The sequence below is a fragment of the Undibacterium sp. Di24W genome (assembly GCF_049340325.1).
GTDB lineage: Bacteria > Pseudomonadota > Gammaproteobacteria > Burkholderiales > Burkholderiaceae_D > Undibacterium.
Genome location: NZ_JBMPOP010000003.1, coordinates 272,011 through 291,973 on the forward strand (window position 1 = coordinate 272,011; position 19,963 = coordinate 291,973).

Annotated in this window: 11 protein-coding genes, 2 tRNA genes and 1 pseudogene; 10 read left to right on the forward strand and 4 right to left on the reverse strand. The window is 46.9% G+C overall.

Going from position 1 to position 19,963, the window contains the following annotated elements; all coding sequences use genetic code 11:
• Positions 1–96: 96 nt before the first annotated feature.
• Both ACO0KZ_RS07485 and ACO0KZ_RS07490 read left to right on the forward strand, forming a co-directional pair.
• A tRNA-Ala gene (locus tag ACO0KZ_RS07485) sits at positions 97–172 on the forward strand.
• A gap of 189 nt (positions 173–361) precedes the next feature.
• Positions 362–437, forward strand: a tRNA-Glu gene (locus tag ACO0KZ_RS07490).
• 350 nt (positions 438–787) lie between these two features.
• On the opposite strand, the gene ACO0KZ_RS07495 is transcribed toward ACO0KZ_RS07490, so the two are convergent.
• Complete coding sequence (locus ACO0KZ_RS07495) at positions 788–1,252, reverse strand: DeoR family transcriptional regulator (protein WP_422994316.1); 465 nt, start codon at positions 1,250–1,252, stop codon at positions 788–790.
• A 323-nt stretch (positions 1,253–1,575) separates the two neighbouring features.
• Here ACO0KZ_RS07495 and ACO0KZ_RS07500 point away from each other — a divergent pair, with 323 nt between their 5' ends.
• The 5 genes from ACO0KZ_RS07500 to ACO0KZ_RS07520 all read left to right on the forward strand — a co-directional run bounded on the left by ACO0KZ_RS07500 (position 1,576) and on the right by ACO0KZ_RS07520 (position 10,403).
• A complete protein-coding gene (locus tag ACO0KZ_RS07500) occupies positions 1,576–2,028 on the forward strand; it encodes a rhodanese-like domain-containing protein (RefSeq protein WP_422994318.1) in 453 nt (150 codons plus the stop codon).
• A gap of 30 nt (positions 2,029–2,058) precedes the next feature.
• On the forward strand, positions 2,059–3,627 hold the full coding sequence (locus ACO0KZ_RS07505; protein ID WP_422994320.1) for a methyl-accepting chemotaxis protein: 1,569 nt from the start codon (positions 2,059–2,061) through the stop codon (positions 3,625–3,627).
• Positions 3,628–3,675: 48 nt separating this feature from the next.
• Entirely contained in the window at positions 3,676–5,649 is a 1,974-nt protein-coding gene (locus tag ACO0KZ_RS07510; protein WP_422994322.1) for an ATP-binding protein, read from the forward strand.
• Between the two features lie 2 nt (positions 5,650–5,651).
• Positions 5,652–7,844, forward strand: coding sequence for an EAL domain-containing protein (locus tag ACO0KZ_RS07515; RefSeq protein WP_422994324.1), 2,193 nt, complete (start codon positions 5,652–5,654; stop codon positions 7,842–7,844).
• Between the two features lie 234 nt (positions 7,845–8,078).
• Entirely contained in the window at positions 8,079–10,403 is a 2,325-nt protein-coding gene (locus ACO0KZ_RS07520; RefSeq protein WP_422994326.1) for a putative bifunctional diguanylate cyclase/phosphodiesterase, read from the forward strand.
• A gap of 603 nt (positions 10,404–11,006) precedes the next feature.
• Here the strand turns inward: ACO0KZ_RS07520 and ACO0KZ_RS07525 are convergent.
• The 3 genes from ACO0KZ_RS07525 to ACO0KZ_RS07535 all read right to left on the reverse strand — a co-directional run bounded on the left by ACO0KZ_RS07525 (position 11,007) and on the right by ACO0KZ_RS07535 (position 14,261).
• Positions 11,007–11,867 (reverse strand): oxidoreductase, encoded by an 861-nt coding sequence (locus ACO0KZ_RS07525; protein ID WP_422994328.1) that lies wholly within the window; start codon positions 11,865–11,867, stop codon positions 11,007–11,009.
• Between the two features lie 150 nt (positions 11,868–12,017).
• Positions 12,018–13,400, reverse strand: coding sequence for an NAD-dependent succinate-semialdehyde dehydrogenase (locus ACO0KZ_RS07530; RefSeq protein WP_422994330.1), 1,383 nt, complete (start codon positions 13,398–13,400; stop codon positions 12,018–12,020).
• A 456-nt stretch (positions 13,401–13,856) separates the two neighbouring features.
• Entirely contained in the window at positions 13,857–14,261 is a 405-nt protein-coding gene (locus tag ACO0KZ_RS07535; protein WP_422994332.1) for a response regulator, read from the reverse strand.
• 810 nt (positions 14,262–15,071) lie between these two features.
• Between ACO0KZ_RS07535 and ACO0KZ_RS07540 the strand changes: the two are divergent.
• From ACO0KZ_RS07540 to ACO0KZ_RS07550, 3 genes and pseudogenes are all read left to right on the forward strand, one after another.
• A pseudogene (locus tag ACO0KZ_RS07540) lies at positions 15,072–15,825 on the forward strand (ABC transporter ATP-binding protein).
• 7 nt (positions 15,826–15,832) lie between these two features.
• The gene (locus tag ACO0KZ_RS07545) at positions 15,833–18,196 is read left to right on the forward strand and encodes an ABC transporter permease (protein WP_422994334.1); all 2,364 of its coding nucleotides are present in this window, start codon (positions 15,833–15,835) and stop codon (positions 18,194–18,196) included.
• Between the two features lie 62 nt (positions 18,197–18,258).
• A complete protein-coding gene (locus tag ACO0KZ_RS07550) occupies positions 18,259–19,557 on the forward strand; it encodes an efflux RND transporter periplasmic adaptor subunit (RefSeq protein ID WP_422994336.1) in 1,299 nt (432 codons plus the stop codon).
• The last annotated feature ends 406 nt before the right edge of the window (positions 19,558–19,963 follow it).

Consider the following 19,963-nt stretch of genomic DNA (forward strand, 5'->3'; position numbering starts at 1 on the left):
ATCCGGGACAAAGCCTGTGTTGAACAAACGTAGTGCCCAGCATTAAGCTTTACAAGCAAACACTAAACTTGCTATACTCCCGTTTCTGTTTTGTGCGGGGGTATAGCTCAGTTGGTAGAGCGCTTGCATGGCATGCAAGAGGTCAGCGGTTCGATTCCGCTTACCTCCACCACGATCAAGGTAGCAGCTCAAATCAGCAAAGTATTTTTAAGATGTTTTAGAAAAATGCTTGCCAGAATGAAGAAATTGAGTATATAATCTTGGTCTTACTTGATCGCAAACGTGAATAGCGAAGCGAACAAATCGAGTAAAAAATAAGAGGTAAAGTAGCAAAAAGGTCAGTAACAAGGACAGATTTTATGTCCCCATCGTCTAGAGGCCTAGGACATCACCCTTTCACGGTGAGTACAGGGGTTCGAATCCCCTTGGGGACGCCAGGTTAAAGCCGCTAAGTTTAAAGACTTAGCGGCTTTTTTGTTTTTCGGATGCAAAGCGAGCACTGCTCGCGCGGGGGGGGATTTGAAACCGTGGCACTCAAGGATGCGTGAGTCTTTAAAATCTGCTTTTTGAAACTGATTCCCCAAATTCCTGGGAAAAACATGGGTGCCGACCGAGTGGCATGCTTAGAGAGTCATCCCGCAATCTCTTCGAACTCGCATGCGGAATAGTATTTCAGTGAAGTTTCTGGCTATACCCATAAAATTCCCTGACAAGATCCGGCATCATTGAAAATGCATCAGCGTCGGTGATTTTCGTGAAGGATCAATTGGTGATGGGTGACCTTATATTAAACTTTGGCATCCATTAGCAGATTTTCGATTTCTTTCGCGACGCGAAGATAACGGATGACCGTTTCTTTTGTAAATGCCTTCACATGCTCGTCTACACCAGTCGCTTTAATCGTCCATAGCCCATCAGCGGTTCTTTCAACTTTACCACTTTCTTCTAGCTGGTTGAGCTTGCGTCGGATGGTTTCTCGTGGAATACCTGTAATTTGCGCCATGTCAGAGAGCCGAACTGGGCGAAATTCATAGGCATGGTTAGCTTCAGTAGTGTCTCTGAAATCGAAATTTTTCCCCGGGGCCATTAAATGGAGAACATTCAGGTTAGCAAGTATTCCCCATATGTGGACCGATTCCAAATCCATATCTAATTCACGTGTGATTCTACACATGTGTTCGAGAATGAATCGGTTGACAGTGAATGAAACCTTTCCAAATGCGCTTTCAAAGCGTTCATCGAATTGATTCATGGGGTCCTTAAATTTAAATTTTTCTGTTTGAAACGCATGCAGTCATGTTAAACATTCGCGAAGCTGCAAACAGTGTGATCTAGCAGTATCGGGCATAGCTCTGATTTGCTGAGCATTAATGCCGGCCAGAAACATATCATATTTTTCGTGTCACATTTACAGATTTTGCGCAATATTTGGACTTGCCCATTTTGGGCGAGAGTTGCTTGATTTAAGAATTTTTAACTTTTAAGATCAAAATCGCCTTTGAAACTTCGGCAACTCAGATGGAATTTTTTTTATAAAAAAAGCAATGTCCAACCTCAAATTAAACTGGAGTTTTTATGCGCTTTCAAGCATTTCGAAAATGGATTGCTTTCGTGTTTTTAATGACAGGATTTTCAACGATCTGTTGGTCTGTCGAAACACCGAAATCACTCAATGGTGTCAAAGTTGTTAGTGCTACAGAAGTAAAAAAAATGCTGGAAAGTGGCGTGCTTGTAGTTGATACTCGGGTGCCCGTCGAATTTGCGGAGAAGTCAATAAAGGGGGCTAAAAATATTCCTTATAAAGAGCTAAGCGCGAAGGATGTCGTATTTGACGCTAGTAAAGATAGCTTTGACTTAAGCAAGTTACCATCGGATAAGTCTGCAACTATTGTTTTGTTTTGTAATGCTGGTGAATGTTGGAAGAGCTATAAGGCATCGGTTGTCGCATTGAAAGCAGGGTATACAAAATTATGTTGGTTCCGTGGCGGATTTCCCGAGTGGGTTGCAGCAGGGTTCCCAGTTCAATAGTAAAAATAATTCCGAACACGGAGCGACACGATGCTGAAAAATTTATCTCTTCGTGGCCGGTTAGCAATTTTGGCCATTTGCGGTTCAATTGGAATTATTTTGGTGGCTTCGATGGGTATCTTGTCCAATCGAGTTAATCAAGCTGCTTTATCTGATTTATTTGAAAATGATACTGAGTCGTTAGTCCGGTTGCAGCGAGTTGAAAACCTCCTGCTAGAAGTACGTTTTCGGGCAGCTGGTACTTTGTTAGATCAGCTTCCCATACCAGGCTCCCTCAATCATTTGAATGAGTCGAGAGTATCCTTAAATGCGCTTTGGAAATTGATCCAATCCACTGGAGATAAGACTTTTGATCGTCCAGAAGAAGCGCGAATTTATGCTGAACTCAAAAGTAACTGGAGTTTAGTCGAGGACACTCTCAAGAAATTAGAAGAGGGGTATAGGTCTAAAGACAAAGTCATGATCACAACGGTGCTAGAGGAGCATTGGCCAGTCATGCTAAAGGCGGTCGTGAAGCCTTTGCAGAGCTTGATACCGTTGACAAAGAATGGAGGTGAAAAATCTTTTCGTTCTGCGGAGGCAGCAAGCAAACTTTGGCTCCAATACGGTGTTGCGGGTGGTGTAGTTAGTTTGTTGGTCTTGTTAATCGTTGCTTATCTAACTTCAGATGCAATCATCGGTCCAGTGCTCCAATTGGAAGCAGCCGTTGCTGATATTTCGCGGGGTGATTTATCCCAAGAAATTATGTCTGACAGTAACGACGAAATGGGGCGCATGCTGAAGGGATTGGAGGGAATGCGCAAGAGCCTCTCTAAAGTAGTCAATGAAGTCCGGCAAGGCTCTTACTTGATTTCTAATGCATCTTCCGAAATTGCCTACGGAAATGGTGATCTTTCGGCAAGAACGGAAAGTCAAGCAAGCGCACTTCAGCAAACTTCAGCCTCGATGGAGGAATTAGGTTCGCAAGTCCGACATAACGCTGAAAACGCTCGCCAGGCAAATACATTGGCGTTAAAGGCCTCAAGCGTTGCAGTAGAGGGCGGGGATGTTGTTGATCAGGTCGTCGAAATGATGGAGGGGATCAATGAGTCTTCGAAAAGAATCAGTGACATTATCAGCGTAATGGATGGGATTGCTTTTCAAACCAATATACTAGCGTTAAATGCAGCGGTTGAAGCGGCAAGAGCGGGTGATCAGGGATTGGGTTTCGCCGTGGTCGCTAGTGAGGTTCGCAGTTTGGCTGGGCGAAGTGCAGACGCAGCAAAAGAAATCAAGGCATTGATTACTGCTAGCGTAGACCGCGTTGAACAAGGCACTAAACTCGTCGATAAAGCCGGAGCGACGATGCACGATGTGGTTAATAGTATTCGCAGCGTGACCGACATTATGGGAGAAATTAGCGCCGCTAGTGTTGAGCAAAGTACTGGCGTCAGCCAGGTTGGTGATGCGGTAGCGGTGATGGATCAAACTACCCAGCAAAATGCCGCTCTAGTCGAGCAGATGGCAGCCGCGACCGCGACATTAAAAGCCCAAGCGGATGATCTCGTTCGTGTTGTTGACACCTTTAAGCTCGAAGGTTTAAATTTGACATATTTTTAAATCTACATGATGGTGCGATAAGCGCGTCAAAAACTTCTGGGGCTGCATATGGATATTGATTATCGAAGCGCAGAAGTCTTTGCGCAAGCGAATGGATTGATACAGATTTTTCTCGCGGCATTACTTTGGAGAAATCGACGTTTGCAGAATGAGCCAGGTCTTGGTTGGTTTGCTTATGCAATGGCCGCTGCAGGTGTTCTTAATTCTTTCGCACCTTCGCTTATCACACCAGTCGTAGCTGGAGGCCCAAAACCTTCCATTGCTTTACTTGCCCAAGTCATTCTTGGCGTAGGCTGTCTTGCCGCACTTTTTACTGGTATCTGGGTGTATTGTACGCGCCTCCTTATCAAGCCGGTTTGGATCTTTATTCAAGTTTTTTTTGGACTCCCACTTGTCTATGGTCTGTTATCATCTGTCGGCTTGCCATCGGGAGGGGAGGCGGTCACCTTCGCCATGATGGCATGGTGTTCCGTAGTGACTTGGAAAGCTGAGAAATTTTATCCCACAACCGGGCATCACCAACTGGCTGGTGTCCTAGCGATGTATCCGATTATTCTAATAATCGCTCAAAGTTCTGGCGTGAGTTTGAATCATACAAGGTACATATCCTCTGGTCCATTCACTTTAATTGGACTTGTTTTGCTCTTTGTTGCCTTGAATCGATTACGCCTATTGCGTGAAACTGCTCTCGAGGATCTTCGTCTTGCCAATTTAAATTTGGAGGAGCAAGTGAGGAAACGTACCGCGGAACTTGCGTTAAAAAATGAAGACCTACAAATTAGCCTTAAACAAGTCGCTGCTGGCGAGATCCAGGCAAGACAAAGTCAACAACGCCTCCAAGAGATACTAGATGCGAGCGGCGAGGGAATCTGGGAGTGGCAAGTTCAAACAGGAGAAATGTCGAATAATCGTCGGTGGTGTGAAATGATGGGTATTAGCGACGTAAGTACTTCTCGGACCATTGAAATATTCAATCAATTGCTTCCCGAAAAAGGGCGAGAACGTATTGAGCAAGCCATTAATCGCAGTCTTCATGGCTTGGAACATTTTCAGCTGGAACATCAAATGGTACGGACTGATGGAGCTGTAATCTGGGTCCTTGATAAAGGCGATGTTGTTGAGCGAGATGAAGCGGGTAAGCCTGTTCGTATGGTGGGTACCGTATCCGATATTACTTCCGATAAGCAGGCACACGAAGAGCTAGTAAGAACGCATGAGGAGTTGCGTCAAACCAAAGATCAGATGGTGCAGTCTGAAAAAATGGCATCGCTGGGTGCATTAGTAGCGGGTGTCTCACATGAATTGAACACACCACTTGGTAACGCGGTGACAGCGACGAGTACCCTGCAAGATGAGCGGCGGGTTTTCGCGAAGAAAATGGAAAAGGGGATAACTCGGTCTGAGTTAAATCTATTTCTTCAAATGGTGGGAGAGTCTGGCGATCTGATTGAGCGAAATCTGTTGAAGGCGAATGAGTTAATTTATAGCTTCAAACAAGTGGCTATCGACCAATCGACTTTTAATCGACGTAAGTTTGATCTCAAGGAACTTGTAAACGAAATCGTTTTAACCATGAGTCCTTCTTTTAAGAGAACCCCCTTTGTTATAACTACTGATGTGCCTGTGGGAATCTCGATGGATAGTTTTCCAGGCTCTTTGGGGCAGGTTCTGATGAATCTCTTGAGTAACGCATTGGTTCACGGATTTGATGGTTTGACGAACGGACATGTTTTTATTACGGCAAAAATAGAACATGCTGATTTTGTGTCTCTTTCTGTCCGTGATGATGGACGGGGTATCCCCAAGAACATTCAACAGAAGATATACGATCCTTTCTTTACGACACGTCTAGGGAAAGGTGGATCTGGTCTTGGTCTGAATATTGTATTTAATGTTGTTACTGGCCTTTTAGGTGGCACGATTTCGCTAGAAAGTGAGCTTGATGAGGGCGCGCATTTTCAGATAAATTTACCTATCACTGCACCCGATAGAAATGTCAGCGATGAAAATAAGGAAGATTGACGATGAGTATCGATGAGAAATTCCCGTTTTTGGAAGAGCCAAATTCTTCGATTATTCCAGATGAGGGACGATGGCGAGTTTTGGTTGTCGATGATGACGAGGATGTGCACCAAACTTCGATATTGGCCCTAAAAGATTTAATTATTGAAGACCGCCTTATTGAATTTGTGCATGCCTATTCAGCTGCAGAAGCGCGTTCCTATCTCACACAGAATACCGATGTGGCGGTGGTACTTCTTGATGTGGTGATGGAAACGGAAGATGCAGGATTGCAGCTCGTAAAATACATTCGCGAGGTGCTTAAAAACAGATCGGTTCGAATTATCTTGAGGACAGGTCAGCCTGGCTATGCGCCAGAGATTGAGACAATCCGCGAGTTCGATATCAATGACTATAAGACAAAGGCCGAGTTGACACGAGCACGGTTATTCACAAGCATGACTGCCGCAATTCGTTCGTACTGGCAAATTTATCAATTAGAGGCAAGTCGAAATGGCTTGGAACAAATAGTCAAAGCTAGCGGCGAGTTCAGTCGACCACAAGGCTTGCAACTTTTGGCTCAAGGAATACTGTCACAACTTTGCGCTTTATTAGGAGTGGGGCATGAAGGACTCGTTTGTGCTGCCAAGATTGGGGAAGGACATGAGGTTTTGGTCGTGGCGGCGGCTGGAACTTACGCACCTTGGATCGGCAAGCCGCTTGAATTTTTTCCTGATAACGAAGTTAGAAAAGAATTAGTCGAAGTTCTATCTAGACGTGAACATCAGATTGGCCCCTTTACGTGCTTGTATTTTTCATCGCATGATGAAAACGCAATTGCGGCGTTTGTTCGCGTTGATAAGCCAATTAGAGATATGGATCGCAATCTCTTGGAGGTGTTTTGCTCAAACATTTCGATTGCTTTTGATAATGCGGGACTTTACCAAAAAATCAGTGCATTGGCTTACGTTGATGCGTTGCTCAATTTACCGAATCGAAACGGACTTCTTCATCTTATTAGCAACACCAATTGCGATAATTACTGTTTGGCGTTGGTCGATGTGGATGGTTTTTCGGATCTCAACAGTGTACTGGATCAACATTTTGGAGATTCGGTTCTGATTGCAATAGCAACCAGATTGCGCGAATCCTTTCCTTCAAATGTGGAAGTGGCCCGTGTAGGAAGTGATGTGTTTGGTTTATTGGGGCCGAGGGAGCAAGTGACGCCCAATCATATTGCACAAATCTTTAAAGAGCCTTTCAATGTGGGTGATGAACATGTCCGATTGTCGGCAACGTCGGGTATGGTATATCTGGAACATAAAAACACGACGGGAGCGCAGTTGTTGCGGGATGCTGCAACCGCTCTGAAGCAAGGCAAGGCTTTCGCCCGAGGGAAAACACTTTTCTTCGAGGAAAAGTATGCTAACGAAGCCAATGAACGCATGTTTTTGTTGAGCAGACTTCGACATGCACTATCTGCTGAGCGACTCTTTGTGGTGTACCAACCATTCTTCGATTTAAATAGTGGAAAAATCGTTGGGGCAGAAGCCCTATTAAGATGGCGAAATGAGGAAGGTGAATTCGTTCCGCCGGATCGTTTCATTCCGATTGCGGAGCAATCTGGGCTAATTGTACCCATAGGCGATTGGGTACTTTCAACCGCATTGGCCTTTACTCGTCGTCTTTTAACGCTAAGCGGTGAGCACTTTAGAATCGCGATCAATATTTCGCAAATCCAGTTCAGGGAACCCAATTTTGTGGACGATCTCGTCGCGACAATTGAACGCCATGGCCTGAACCCCAAGAATGTCGAAATCGAATTAACAGAATCCGTTGCCGTTGATGATATTCAGCAGATTACACAAAAGTTACTAGCAATTAGGTCGAAGGAAATCTCAATTGCGATTGATGATTTCGGTACAGGTTTTTCTTCGTTAAATGTGATGCGCCGACTCCCAGTGAATCGCCTCAAAATTGACCGTGCATTTGTGAGTGGAGACGCATGCCAAGGCGAAGACTATGGTATCGCGGAGATGGTCCACAGTCTCGCATCGCATTTGGGTCTGCACACAATTGCCGAGGGCATAGAAACTATAGAACAGCATGAAAAAATGAAGGCGATTGGAATCCGCGAGGGGCAAGGTTACTTGTTCTCTAAGCCGCTTCCTGAAGGAGAATTTGAATCATTCTTTCTCAAGACAATGCGGGCCTAACGAAATCAATATAAGGCAAACGATGTCGATGCAATTTGGATAGTTCTTCGATGTGCTGGACATCGCCCAAAATGGGTGAACTGGTCTTGTGGAGGATAAAGTGGTCTGTTAAGTTTATGTGTCGTGCTGAGAGTATTAACTTAATTATTTGAAGTGCGATTTTGGCCTTAGTGCAATGTCTAGCGCGGTTTCCATTTAATCTGTTTTTCATTCACTCGGCATGGATTGGTGTAGATGACTTCCACATTTTCGAACCTCACGACAAAACGCGCGGCGGTCATCCTTGCCACTATCATAGTAGTTTTTGCTTGTTGGTTGAATGTTCGACTTTACCCGAATACGGCAAACTCACTGGTATTAGAAAATGCACACTGGACACTCGCTTTTATTGTGGGTGCATGGATCGCTTGGCGAGGCTATCGCGAGTCACCTAAAAATCTAACCACTCCGAAGTTCTATCAATTTATCAGCCTTTTGTGCCTAGCGATCGGGCAACTGATCTGGAACGTTCAGACCTATCTTAATTGGACACCTTTTCCTGGGCCTTCTGATCTTTTCTTCTTTCCTTCAACATTCATTTTATTGATTTCGTTTCTCATGCTAGTGCCTCGAGAAAAGAGGGTACAGATATCAATCGATATCGCTGGATTTGCACTGGGAGCGGCGGTGCTGACGCTGACTCTTTATTTGCCAGAAGCAGAGAGTAGTAATCCATTTCAGTTGTTTGTGCTTAGCAGTTATCCGATTGGATTGTTGAGTGCTTCCGCCTGTTTTGTTGTACTTCAACTGCATGGACGTCAGAGATGGAATCTGAGTTCTTCCTACCTAGCACTCAGTATTTGTGCATTGGGGTTCACTTGGATGTCGTGGAACTTGGGGCAGTTAAAAGGTGATTCACAGTCCGGTAGCTATACCAATTTGTCTTTCTCGTTGACGACTTTAGTGGTTGGTTGGACGAGTTACCTTTGGAAATTGAATACGGATAACTCTTTGGTGTTTGACCGATTTTGTGAGGGAGTATTGCGGCAGCTACCATTAATTATGGTCGCTTTGACTACGGCGACTTTAGGGTTGTTAGTCTTTGATGGGAGGGTGATCGGAACGACGCGCCTTTTATTGGTTTTTGGTGCGTTTATGGTGCTTGTATTTGCGGTTTATCGACAAACAAAGTTACTCGCAGAGCGGGATTTGTTGATTGAGGTGGAGCGTGCCTTGTTTGAGGGGCAAAAAAAATTCCAGCACCTTGCGCATCATGATCCGTTGACCGGTTTGCCGAATCTCACATTGCTACGAGATAGGGTTAGCCAAGCAATTGAACTTGCAAATCGAAACCAAACGAAAATAGCGCTGATGTTTATTGATCTTGATCATTTTAAGGAGATCAATGACACATTAGGACATGAGGCTGGCGATATTTTACTGCGAACAATTGCTGAACAATTTCAAAATCTTCTCAGAACCACAGATACCGTCAGTCGCCAAGGTGGCGATGAGTTTTCGATTGTGTTAAGTGATGTGGTTGATGTTTCACAAGTGACGAATGTAGCCGAAAAGTTGTTGTATATTTCTCGGCAGCACACCACTATTCTCGGTCACGAAATCCCTACATCGTTCTCAACAGGCATTGCGCTTTACCCTGACGACGCCAGAGATTTTCCTGAACTGATGCGTTGTGCAGACACCGCTATGTATAAAGCAAAAGCTGCAGGTGGGCATTCATACGTCTTTTATGATGCGAAAATGAATGATGAGGCGAGCTCTCGCATGCGGATACGAATGTATCTCTCGCGCGCGATTGAAAGGTCCGAGTTGAGCTTAAATTGGCAGGTGCAAATTGACTTAAGTAGCGGTGAGGTGACGGGGGCTGAAGCACTTGTGCGTTGGGATAGTCTTGAATTGGGAAGAGTTCCGCCTAGCACCTTTATCTCGATTGCAGAGGACAGCGGACTGATCGTACCGATTGGCGAATGGATTCTGAATGAAGCATGTCAACAAGCATCGAAGTGGCTAAGAGAAGGACTGTTTGTGCCGTCGATTTCGGTGAACGTATCAATGGTGCAGTTCATTAGAGGAAACATCGAACAACAGATTGCGGATGCGTTGTATAACTCAGATCTTGATCCCTCTTTTCTAAAACTGGAGATTACCGAGTCCGTTCTGATGCATGACCCAGCGCGGGTGCTTCAAATTGTGGATCGTATTTTAAAGCTTGGAGTTCGACTTTCGATAGATGACTTTGGCACTGGATATTCGAGTTTAGCTTACGTTCAGCGCTTGAAGGTCGATTCGATAAAAATTGACCAATCCTTTGTTCGAGAAATCCCCGGCAATTCGAGTTCTTGTGCAATCGCTAAAGCGGTCATTGACATGGCTAAAGCGATGGATATGACGGTTGTCGCTGAAGGCGTGGAGACGGAAATGCAACGCGATTTTCTTAGAGAAAATGGTTGCGAAATTGGTCAAGGATACTTTTTCTCAAAGCCACAGCCGGAATGTGAATTTCAAAATCTCTTGCGCTCTAGAGCTAGGTTTTCTTCATGCTACGCTATCGTTCAGTGACTTTTTTCAAAGGCTTAGTTGTTTTCTTTGGCGTTTCCTTAATTCTTGACGTTTCTATTAAATTGGGCACGGCAAGCAGATTCTGCTAAGGATTTTTGCGCACGGTTTAAGTTTTAATTGAAGTCGATCTGGCGAATGACGATATAGACGAGAAGAGGGAAATAGAGCGGAGATGCCGTTGATAGTCAGGAATGCTTTATCTTAATGCCTGCATTTACCTGGACTGTTTGCTTTTGATTTGACACAAGTGCTTAAGGTAGAAATCGGATTGAGCTGGAGCAAAAAGTAAAAGACATCTGTTAATTTTTCTTGGTCAAATGAATTAACTATGCAATAAGATTGGCCATTAAAAAGGAAAAAGTCTGTTTGGTTTTTTCTCGATGTTGGAGTACATTGACGCCGTACAAAGTCAATGTGCCTCACATCCCAAGTCTTTGATTTTTAATGAAAGTAATGTGTCTTCGATGTTTCCCCTTGGCGACACCATATTAAAGCTGCTAAGTTTAAAGACTTAGCGGCTTTTTTGTTTTTCGGATACAAGGCAAGCACTGCTCGCGCGGGGGTGTGTATGTTAGTCCCAAATTTGAATCAGCCACCCATCCCTTACGACCTCGGAAAATCAGCCGCGCGTGCAATTTTTTCCACACCGAGAAACTCTATGCGAAGTTTGTCGAGTTTAGTCAAAGCGGCATCAATGGCGTCATTCCCAAGCAAAAGGTGATGGGGCGGATTTTCTGATGCTATTGCTTCAACGATTGCTTTTGCGGCGCGAACGGGGTCGCCTGTTTGCTTTCCTGAAATGTCACGGAGTTGTCTGCGCGCTGCACCTGCCGTGGCTGAGTAGTCATCAATGTGGTTCTTGCTTTCGTTAGCCGAGCGGCCAGCCCAATCAGTGCGAAATCCGCTAGGTTCAACCAGCATTACCTTGATTCCCAACGGTTCGACTTCCTGCCAAAGGGCTTCTGAAAGGCCTTCTACAGCAAATTTCGTTGCATTGTAATAAGCAAGTGCTGGGAACGCACATAGCCCTGCGATAGAGGAAAAGTTAATAATGAAACTTTTTCGTCTCGCTCGCATCCCGGGTAAAACCACATGTATCATGCGGCTCAGCCCGAAGACATTGACATCGAACATTTTGCGAACCTCGGCCTCCTCACTTTCTTCCATGGCAGCAAAATAACCAATGCCAGCGTTATTGACCAAGACGTCAATGTGACCATATTTTTCTTTGGCTGCATCAACGGCTGCCTCAGCCTGCGCTGCATCTGTCACATCCAGCTTGAGCACTAGGGCATCGCCTATCGCTCCAAGATCTTTGATTTCATCGGGATTGCGCGCAGTGACAACCGCGCGGTAGCCTGATTCAAGTACGTGTTTGGCGAGCTCCCGTCCAAAGCCAGTGGAACAACCAGTGATGAACCAAACTAGTTTTTCGGAAGAAGTATCGTTGTTTCGAGAGTTCATTATTAGAATTTCCTTAAAGCGATGAGATTTGTTGTCTAATTCGACTTGTGCTGAAATGACAGCTGGCATTCGCACCGCCTGCTACCTGTATGCATGTGGCTTCGTCAAAACGTAGGCCTTGCAGTAGATGCCTTGTTTTTTTGGGGTTACTCAGTTTGGTGCTACCTGATCTGTGATTCGCACCAATTTCTTGTTTACGAATTCTTGTATCCCCAAGTTGCCTAATTCGCGCCCGTAACCGGAATACTTGATCCCGCCAAAGGGAAGTTCAGCATCTGCCCAATCGATGTTATTGATGAACATCATGCCGGTATCAACCTGACTCGCAACCCGTCTTCCTCGCGCGATGTCTTTGGTGAATACCGATCCGCCCAAGCCAAAGTCGGAATCGTTTGCCAGTGCAATGGCGGCGGCTTCGTCTTTTACCCGGTAAAAGCAAACCACGGGTCCAAAGAATTCATCGCGAAAAGCCGGGTTATCAGCTTGGATGTCGGTAAGGATGGTGATCTCCATGAAGTAACCCGCGTGCTTAAGACGTTTGCCACCCATCACGAGCCTTGCCCCGTGTTTAACAGCAATGTCGACCTGTTTGATCAATTGGAGTAAAGCTGCTTCGGTAGACAACGGCGCGTGCGTGGTAGCTTGATCCAAAGGATCGCCTGGTTTTAATGCGGACAAAGCAGACGAGAATTTTTCTAGAAATTCGTCGGCAATTGAGTCGAGCACAATAAAGCGTTTTGCCGCACAACAGGTTTGACCGCCGTTATACATCCGTCCCCATACTGCCCAAGGAATGGTTTTTTCGATGTCAGCATCTTCAAGCACGATAAATGCATCACTACCACCTAGTTCCATCGATGTTTTTTTGAGATTTAGTCCAGCTCTGGCTGCGACGCTTCTTCCCGCCGCAACGCTACCCGTCAATGCGACACCTTTAATACGTGGATCGTCGATCACTTCCTCTGACTGTTCATGGGTGATCAACAAATTTGTATAGGCGCCAACGGGAGCACCAGCATCGATCCAGAGTTTTTCAAAAGCAATCGCACATTGAGGTACACAAGCTGCATGTTTCACCACCACGACATTACCTGCCATTAATTGTGGACCTGCGACACGTGCAAGCTGGTAATAAGGGAAATTCCATGGTTCAACGCAAAAAAGCACACCCAAGGGACTGCATTCCATGTGTGCTTTACCGACTTTCGGATTTAATGTCACCGATTGTAGAAAGCGCTCGGCGTGATCCGCGTAATAGGCCAAGATATCAGCGCTGAAATTTACTTCACCACGTGCTTCGTCGATACGCTTCCCCATCTCCAGCGTAGCAAGTTTGGCGAAATCGTCAACGTTTGCATGCATCAGTTTCGCTGCCCGATTAACGATCGAAGCACGTTCTTGGTAGCTAGTATGCTTCCATGTCTGAAAACAAGATTCAGCAGTGGCGAGTGAATTTTCAAGTTGTGACTTATCAATGTATTCAAATGTCTTGATGGTTTTTCCGTTGTTCGGATTGATGCTTTGATAGGGCATGATGCAAACGCTTTCTGAATAATTTGTAAAAGTTGTGCCCAGTCAGGATTGCTGGGATTTTTATTTACAAGTCAAATCTAGTCGTTCGATAATAAGCTTCGATGCGGTCGCCTTCAGTTCGGTGACACGCATATACAAATATTGAGTATGAAAAAATAGCCGCAACTTAAGGCGACGATTAGAGAAAGCGCTTGCTTTGAAGCTAAAACAAAGGCCTTTCGTGCTTACACATCAGTGCGACTCTGAATTGATGATTTATAAGTTCAAAAAATGACTGAAATAGATATCCAGGCCAGCACTGGAGAAAAAAGTGCTCATAAGGAGTTAAAAAGTTGTCGCAGACAGTATTTTGAAGAGTACGAGAAAGCTCGGTGTTTTGTCGTGGAATGTGGCTCTGAAGATTTGTTTGCTCGCTCTTTGGAGCAAAGACTGATCCAACGCATGCTGCCTTGCTAACTAGTGATAATTTTTCAAGGAAAAATAAATCGACTCATCCAACGCATTCATCAAATCAGTGATCTTGTAGGGTTTCGTCACATAGCGGAAAAATCCCGCTCGAATACCTTTTTCGATCTGGTGTGGAAAAGCGTCTGATGACAGGGCAATGACTGGGATATGTGTAGTTTCTGCATCTGCACGTAAAATTTCTAATATTTCATAACCACTCATCCCGGGTAAGTTGATATCCATCAGAATAACTTGCGGCTGATACGCTCGGGCCATCGCAATGCCCATGCGGCCGTTAGTAGCCTTCAGAAGTTGTAAATCAACGCGTCGCGTCAACAAGTTTTCGACCAAAGTCATATTCGCCGGATGATCTTCGACATAAAGCACCTTGTGGCAAGCAGCGTGGATCAACATAGATTCTTGCTTGAAAATATGTGTATTAGACAAATCAAATGCCTCTCAAAATTAACGGGTGATGAAAGTTAAATGTGTCCAAAAAAATCAAGCTGTGAAACGTATGAATAGTCCATACGTTTCTTCGAACTGGAAACCAGAAAGATTGACGCTCTCGCTACGGGGAAAAACTGACCTTTGCTTTCTTCGTGCTTGAAGGAAATATCATCTATTCACCTTGTAGTAGAGCTATTTCCTTGGACTTTATAGTGGCGTTTTCTCCGCGGTCCTACATTGATGTAAATCAAATGGCCAACCATTGGTATGCAGTTGGTTAGTAGAAGTTGTGTACTGAGGGTAAGTAAAGAACATTTGGATATTTCCTAAGCATCTTTTTTTGTTTATTTTGGTTTGCGATTAGTTTTGCAGATGAAGAGTTCGCCTTTGCCAAATATGACATCGCAGTAAACATGGAAAGCCGACGCAAAGACTCACTTAAGTTTAAGCAAGTACACGCAAACAATCATCTAGCGTGAATATGTAAATCCGTTACTTTTGCTTTTATTTAGGCTCATTCTGATTGACCGATAAGACCTTGGTTTAAGTAGCGCGGTTGGATAATTTTCAATGCGCAAACTGCGCACAATACCGGCACGGCAAAAAAAACTATTGATATGCGTGCAAGGCGATGATATTTGCCGTTAATGGAACAGGAACTCTGAATCACGAACGTATAGTCAATGTTTGATACCGGCTCCATGCGGGAACGATATCTTCCTTTGTGCGCAAGTGTACAGACTTGGGGCAGGCTAATACCGTAGTTTGTTCGGCATGCAAAACATAAATGTCCTAGCCGCAGTGAGCGCAGAGACACAGCGAGGCTCCCCCATATTTATTGCCAAAGGACTTGCTAAAACCTATCTGATGGGCGAGGTCACGGTCACGGCGTTGCTGGATGTTGACCTGACAATCTACAAGGGCGAGTTCATTGTCTTGTTGGGCCCGTCTGGAAGCGGTAAATCGACTTTATTGAATATCCTGGGGGGGGCTGGATAGGCCTAGTCGTGGTACAGCACTTTTTGAAGAGCAGGATTTAACCGCCGCCACCGAGAAAGAGCTCACCACCTACCGGCGTGAGCATGTCGGCTTTGTGTTTCAGTTTTACAATCTCATTCCCAGTCTGACCGTGCTGGAAAATGTCGAGCTGGTCACTGATATTGCCAGCAACCCTATGGCTGCACTGGAAGCCCTGAAACTGGTTGGCTTGGCAGAGCGAGTTGATCATTTTCCTTCGCAGTTATCTGGCGGCGAACAACAGCGAGTAGCAATTGCGCGTGCTATCGTCAAGCGCCCTGATGTGTTGTTGTGTGATGAGCCGACTGGAGCGCTGGACTATGTCACTGGCAAGCTCGTACTGGAAGTGATTGCCAACATCAATCGCGATATCGGGACCACCACGGTCGTCATCACCCATAACGCCGCCATTGCTGGAATGGCCGATCGCGTGCTTTTTTTGGGAGAGGGGCGTATTCAACGCATAGAAGTCAACGCCAGTAAGCTGCAACCGTCGCAACTAACATGGTAAAACCACCATGAATACGCTGAACAAAAAACTGCTGCGCGGCATGACTCTGATGTGGAGCCAAGCATTGACAATAGCACTGGTGGTGGCTAGTGCTGTTGCCGGCTTTATTACTAGCTTCAGCGCATACGACGCACTGTCGTGGTCGCGAGATTTGTATTACGCAGATTCACGCTTTGCTGATGTGTTTGCTACCCTCAAGCGAGCACCCTTGACGCTGGAAAGGCAATTGCAGGATATTGCCGGGGCGGCGCACGTTGAAACATCGCAAGCGCAGGTGGTGCCTGTCACGATCCCAAATGTGGTGGATCCGATTGTAGGCTTGTTGCTCGGCATGGATGCAGCATTGCCGCAGCGGCTCAACAAAGTCAATCTGCGCGTTGGGCGCATGATTGCCGCACGCCACTCAGGCCCAATCGAAGCGTTGGTCTCGGAAGGCTTTGCGGTGGCACGCAAACTTGCACCTGGAGATCGCGTCAATGCGCTGATTAATGGCAAGCGTGAAGAACTGCTCGTCGTCGGCATCGCTCTTTCTCCCGAATACATTTTTGCTGGTCTGGGCGGTTCCCCCGATCAGCGCGGCTTTGGCGTGTTTTGGGTCGATAGACGCTCTCTTGCGGCGGCCTATAATATGGAAGGTGCCTTCAATCAGGTGGCTGTGAGGCTGAGCCCCGGTGCAAGCGAAGGTGCGGTAATTGATCAGTTGGACCGTCTCTTGAAGCGCTGCGGCGGTACCACAGCACATGGTCGTGATTTGCAGATGTCCAATGCCATGCTTAGTTCGGAAATTTCTCAGCAACGGGTGATGGGCACTGTGTTGCCGACGATCTTTCTTGGTGTCGCTGCCTTTTTGCTTAACGTCGTGCTGGGACGACAAATTGCCACCCAGCGCGGGCAAATTGCGGCACTCAAGGCCTTGGGCTATGACAACCTCGCTATAGGTTGGCATTACTTGAAGCTTGTGTTGATTATTGTGGCCGTGGGCTTGGTGCTGGGGCTGGCCTTGGGCACCATCATGGGCAGGCTGTTTGTCGGCATGTATGAGGATAGTTTTCGTTTTCCTGACATGCGTTTTCGTTTGCGGCCCGATCTGGTGCTAGTGGCGGTAGGTGTGGCTCTGGTGGCAGCGGTTTTGGCCACACTTAACGCCATTCATGCCGTTGTAATTCTGGCTCCTGCCGAGGCCATGCGAGCACCATCTCCCGGGATTTTTAAACCCATGCTGATAGAACGCTGGGGCTGGCAAAAGTGGCTTTCACCAGCGCTGCGCATGGTTTTGCGCAGCATGACCCGGCGCCCTTTACGTACCAGCCTGACGGTGTTTGGCGTTGCCATGGCGATGGCCATCGTGGTGACGGGTTTGTTCATGCGCGATTCGGTGGCAGTGTTGATGGAAACCCAGTTTCATCAAGTATTGCGTGGCGATGTGGTGGTGTCACTGCTGGAGGCGACGCCTGCTAATGTCTTGTATGCAGCAGGCAGATTGCCGCATGTCAGTGCGGTGGAGGGGACTCGCAGCGTGTCGGTGCGACTGACGCACGATAATCACAACTGGCACGGCTTGATCATGGGCAAGCCTTTGCATCCACAGTTGCAGCGCATTGTGAATCTCCAAAATCAATTCTTTAGCACCCCTCGCGACGGCTTGCTCTTGACGGACCGCCTCGCTAGCAAGCTGCACCTGCAAGTGGGCGATATGGTAAGGGTAGAGGTCCAAGAGGGGGAGCGGGCTGTACTGGAATTGCCGATCACCGGTACAGTTCAAGAAATGCTAGGGATGAATGCCTACATGGAACGGAGTAGTCTCAACAGGCTGTTGCGTGAGGGGGATTTGGTCAACAGTTTTACACTCGCGGTTGAGCCCGGCTTTGAGTCAGTTCTGCTCGAACGACTCCGAGGTTTTCCAAGGATTGGCGTGGTCATCAGCAAATCAACCATGGCAAAAAATATTGAGGAAGTTACCGTCGGCAACCTTTTGATGGTGAGTTCGGTATTGACCGCCTTTGCCATCGTGATTGCGGTGGGCGTGGTGTATAACAATGCGCGTATTGCCCTAGCTGAGCGCGCTTGGGAGCTAGCCAGTTTGCGCGTGCTAGGTTTTACCCGGACCGAAGTCTCGGCCATTTTATTAGGTGAGCTGGCGATAGAGATTGTGTTGGCCATGCCAGTGGGTATGCTGCTGGGTTACCGGTTAGCAGCAGGCATTGTCAGTGGAATACAAACAGACGACTTTTATTTTCCTTTTGTGATCGCGCCAGCCACTTACGCTTTTTCTGCCATTTGCGTGAGCTTGGCAGGGCTTATCAGTGCCTTTATCGTGCGTCAGCGTGTCGATGGACTGGACATGGTCAGTGTGCTCAAAACACGTGAGTAATTGGCTGATCCGACACTACCCCGATCTCTGCCGACTGTGCATCAAACTAACTTGGATACAACATGACCGATAGCCCACCCCCAGTAAACGCAGCAGAGCCGGCATCAACTACTGACACTATATCGCCGCCGTCAGCAGTGCCGCCCTCGGGGGCGAACAAACCAAAATCCAAACTAAAACGCAATCTGCTCATTGCTGCTGGGAGCTTGTTGCTCATTGTGCTGCTGGTGTGGGCATTCAAACCCAAGCCGCTGAGTGTGGAAGTGGCCAAGGTGACTCAAGGGCGCTTTGAACGTGCGGTTCAGGAGTATGGCAAAACTCGCGTGCGTAACCGTTACATCATCTCTAGTCCACTGACCGGTCGGGTAGGGCGAGTACTACTCAAACAGGGCGATAGCGTCATTCAGGGTGACACCGTAGCAATACTGTGGCCTTTGGCACCAGTGCTGCTTGATGAACGCAGTCGTGCTGAGCAAAACGCCCGCGTTGCCAGCGTCGCGGCATTGCTGGCGCGCGCCCAAGCCAATGTAGTGCGAGCTATTGCGGCCAAAGAGCAAGCCCAAGCAGATCTAAGTCGCAGCGAGGCTTTGGCACGACAAGGCTTTGTATCACCGAACCAAAATGAAAGTGGTCGACTTAATTTGCGGCTGCGCATTCAGGAACAGGAAACTGCAAGGCAGGAAGAAAACGCTGCACGCCATGACTTGGAGCAGTCCCGCGCTGCGCTCAAACAGTTTGCGCAAGCGCCTTTGGGCGGCGCACAGCCTAGTTTTGCCATTAAGGCTCCGGTCAGCGGCAAGGTACTTAAGATCTTGCAACAAAGCGAAGCCACTGTAGCTGCAGGTACCGGTCTGCTTGAACTGGGAGACCCGAGCAAACTGGAAGTGGTAGTAGACCTGTTGACTGAAGATGCAACCCAAGTGCGTCCCAATGCTCCAGTACAGCTGTTGAACTGGGGCGGTGCAGGAGCAATCAACGGTCAGGTCCGCTGGGTAGAACCGGCCGCCTTTACCAAGGTGTCAGCCCTTGGCGTGGAAGAACAACGCGTGTATGTGCTCATCGACATTATCAGCCCCGTCTCGCAATGGCAGATGTTGGGTGATGCCTTCAAACTTGATGTGCGGGTGCTGGTGCAAGTGGTGGACAATGCCATCATGGTTCCGGTCAGCGCCTTATTTCCTATAGGTTCGCGCTCGAGCGTTTTTGTGCTTGAAAAAGACCATGCCATTCTGAAGGAAGTCAGTGTTGAAGCCCGCAATGGCGTCAGCGCTTGGGTTAAAGACGGGCTGACGGTCGGTACTCAGGTGATTGTGTACCCTGACAGCAAACTCAAGAATGCGGAAAAGATAAGGGTAAGGTAGCTATGTGTTGAAAGAGAATATGGGCTATGGCACAGACAAGTCGCAGACCGACCACCAGTACCAAGAATTGAAAGAGGATTGACGCTGAAGGATAAAAATCCGCAGAAAACCTAAAATCAAGGCAAAGCTAGGGCTTACTGGGCATTGCCTCCAGCGGTGCTCAGCAATGCCAAAACATAGCACGGTCGTTTTCTTGCCAATGGTAGATATAAAACTTTGCAAGCGCATGCGTAAGTCGTTGGCAAGCGGTCATCAAGTTATAAAACCTATTTACTATGATGTGTCAGAGTCACTTTGGTTGATAACAGTGCAGCAGTAACAGGCGGCGGAGCGGCGAAGTTCGAGCAGCGTTTTCAATGGAATCGTAGGCTCTATTTTCTGTTTTTTTTCATTACTTGAATAGGTA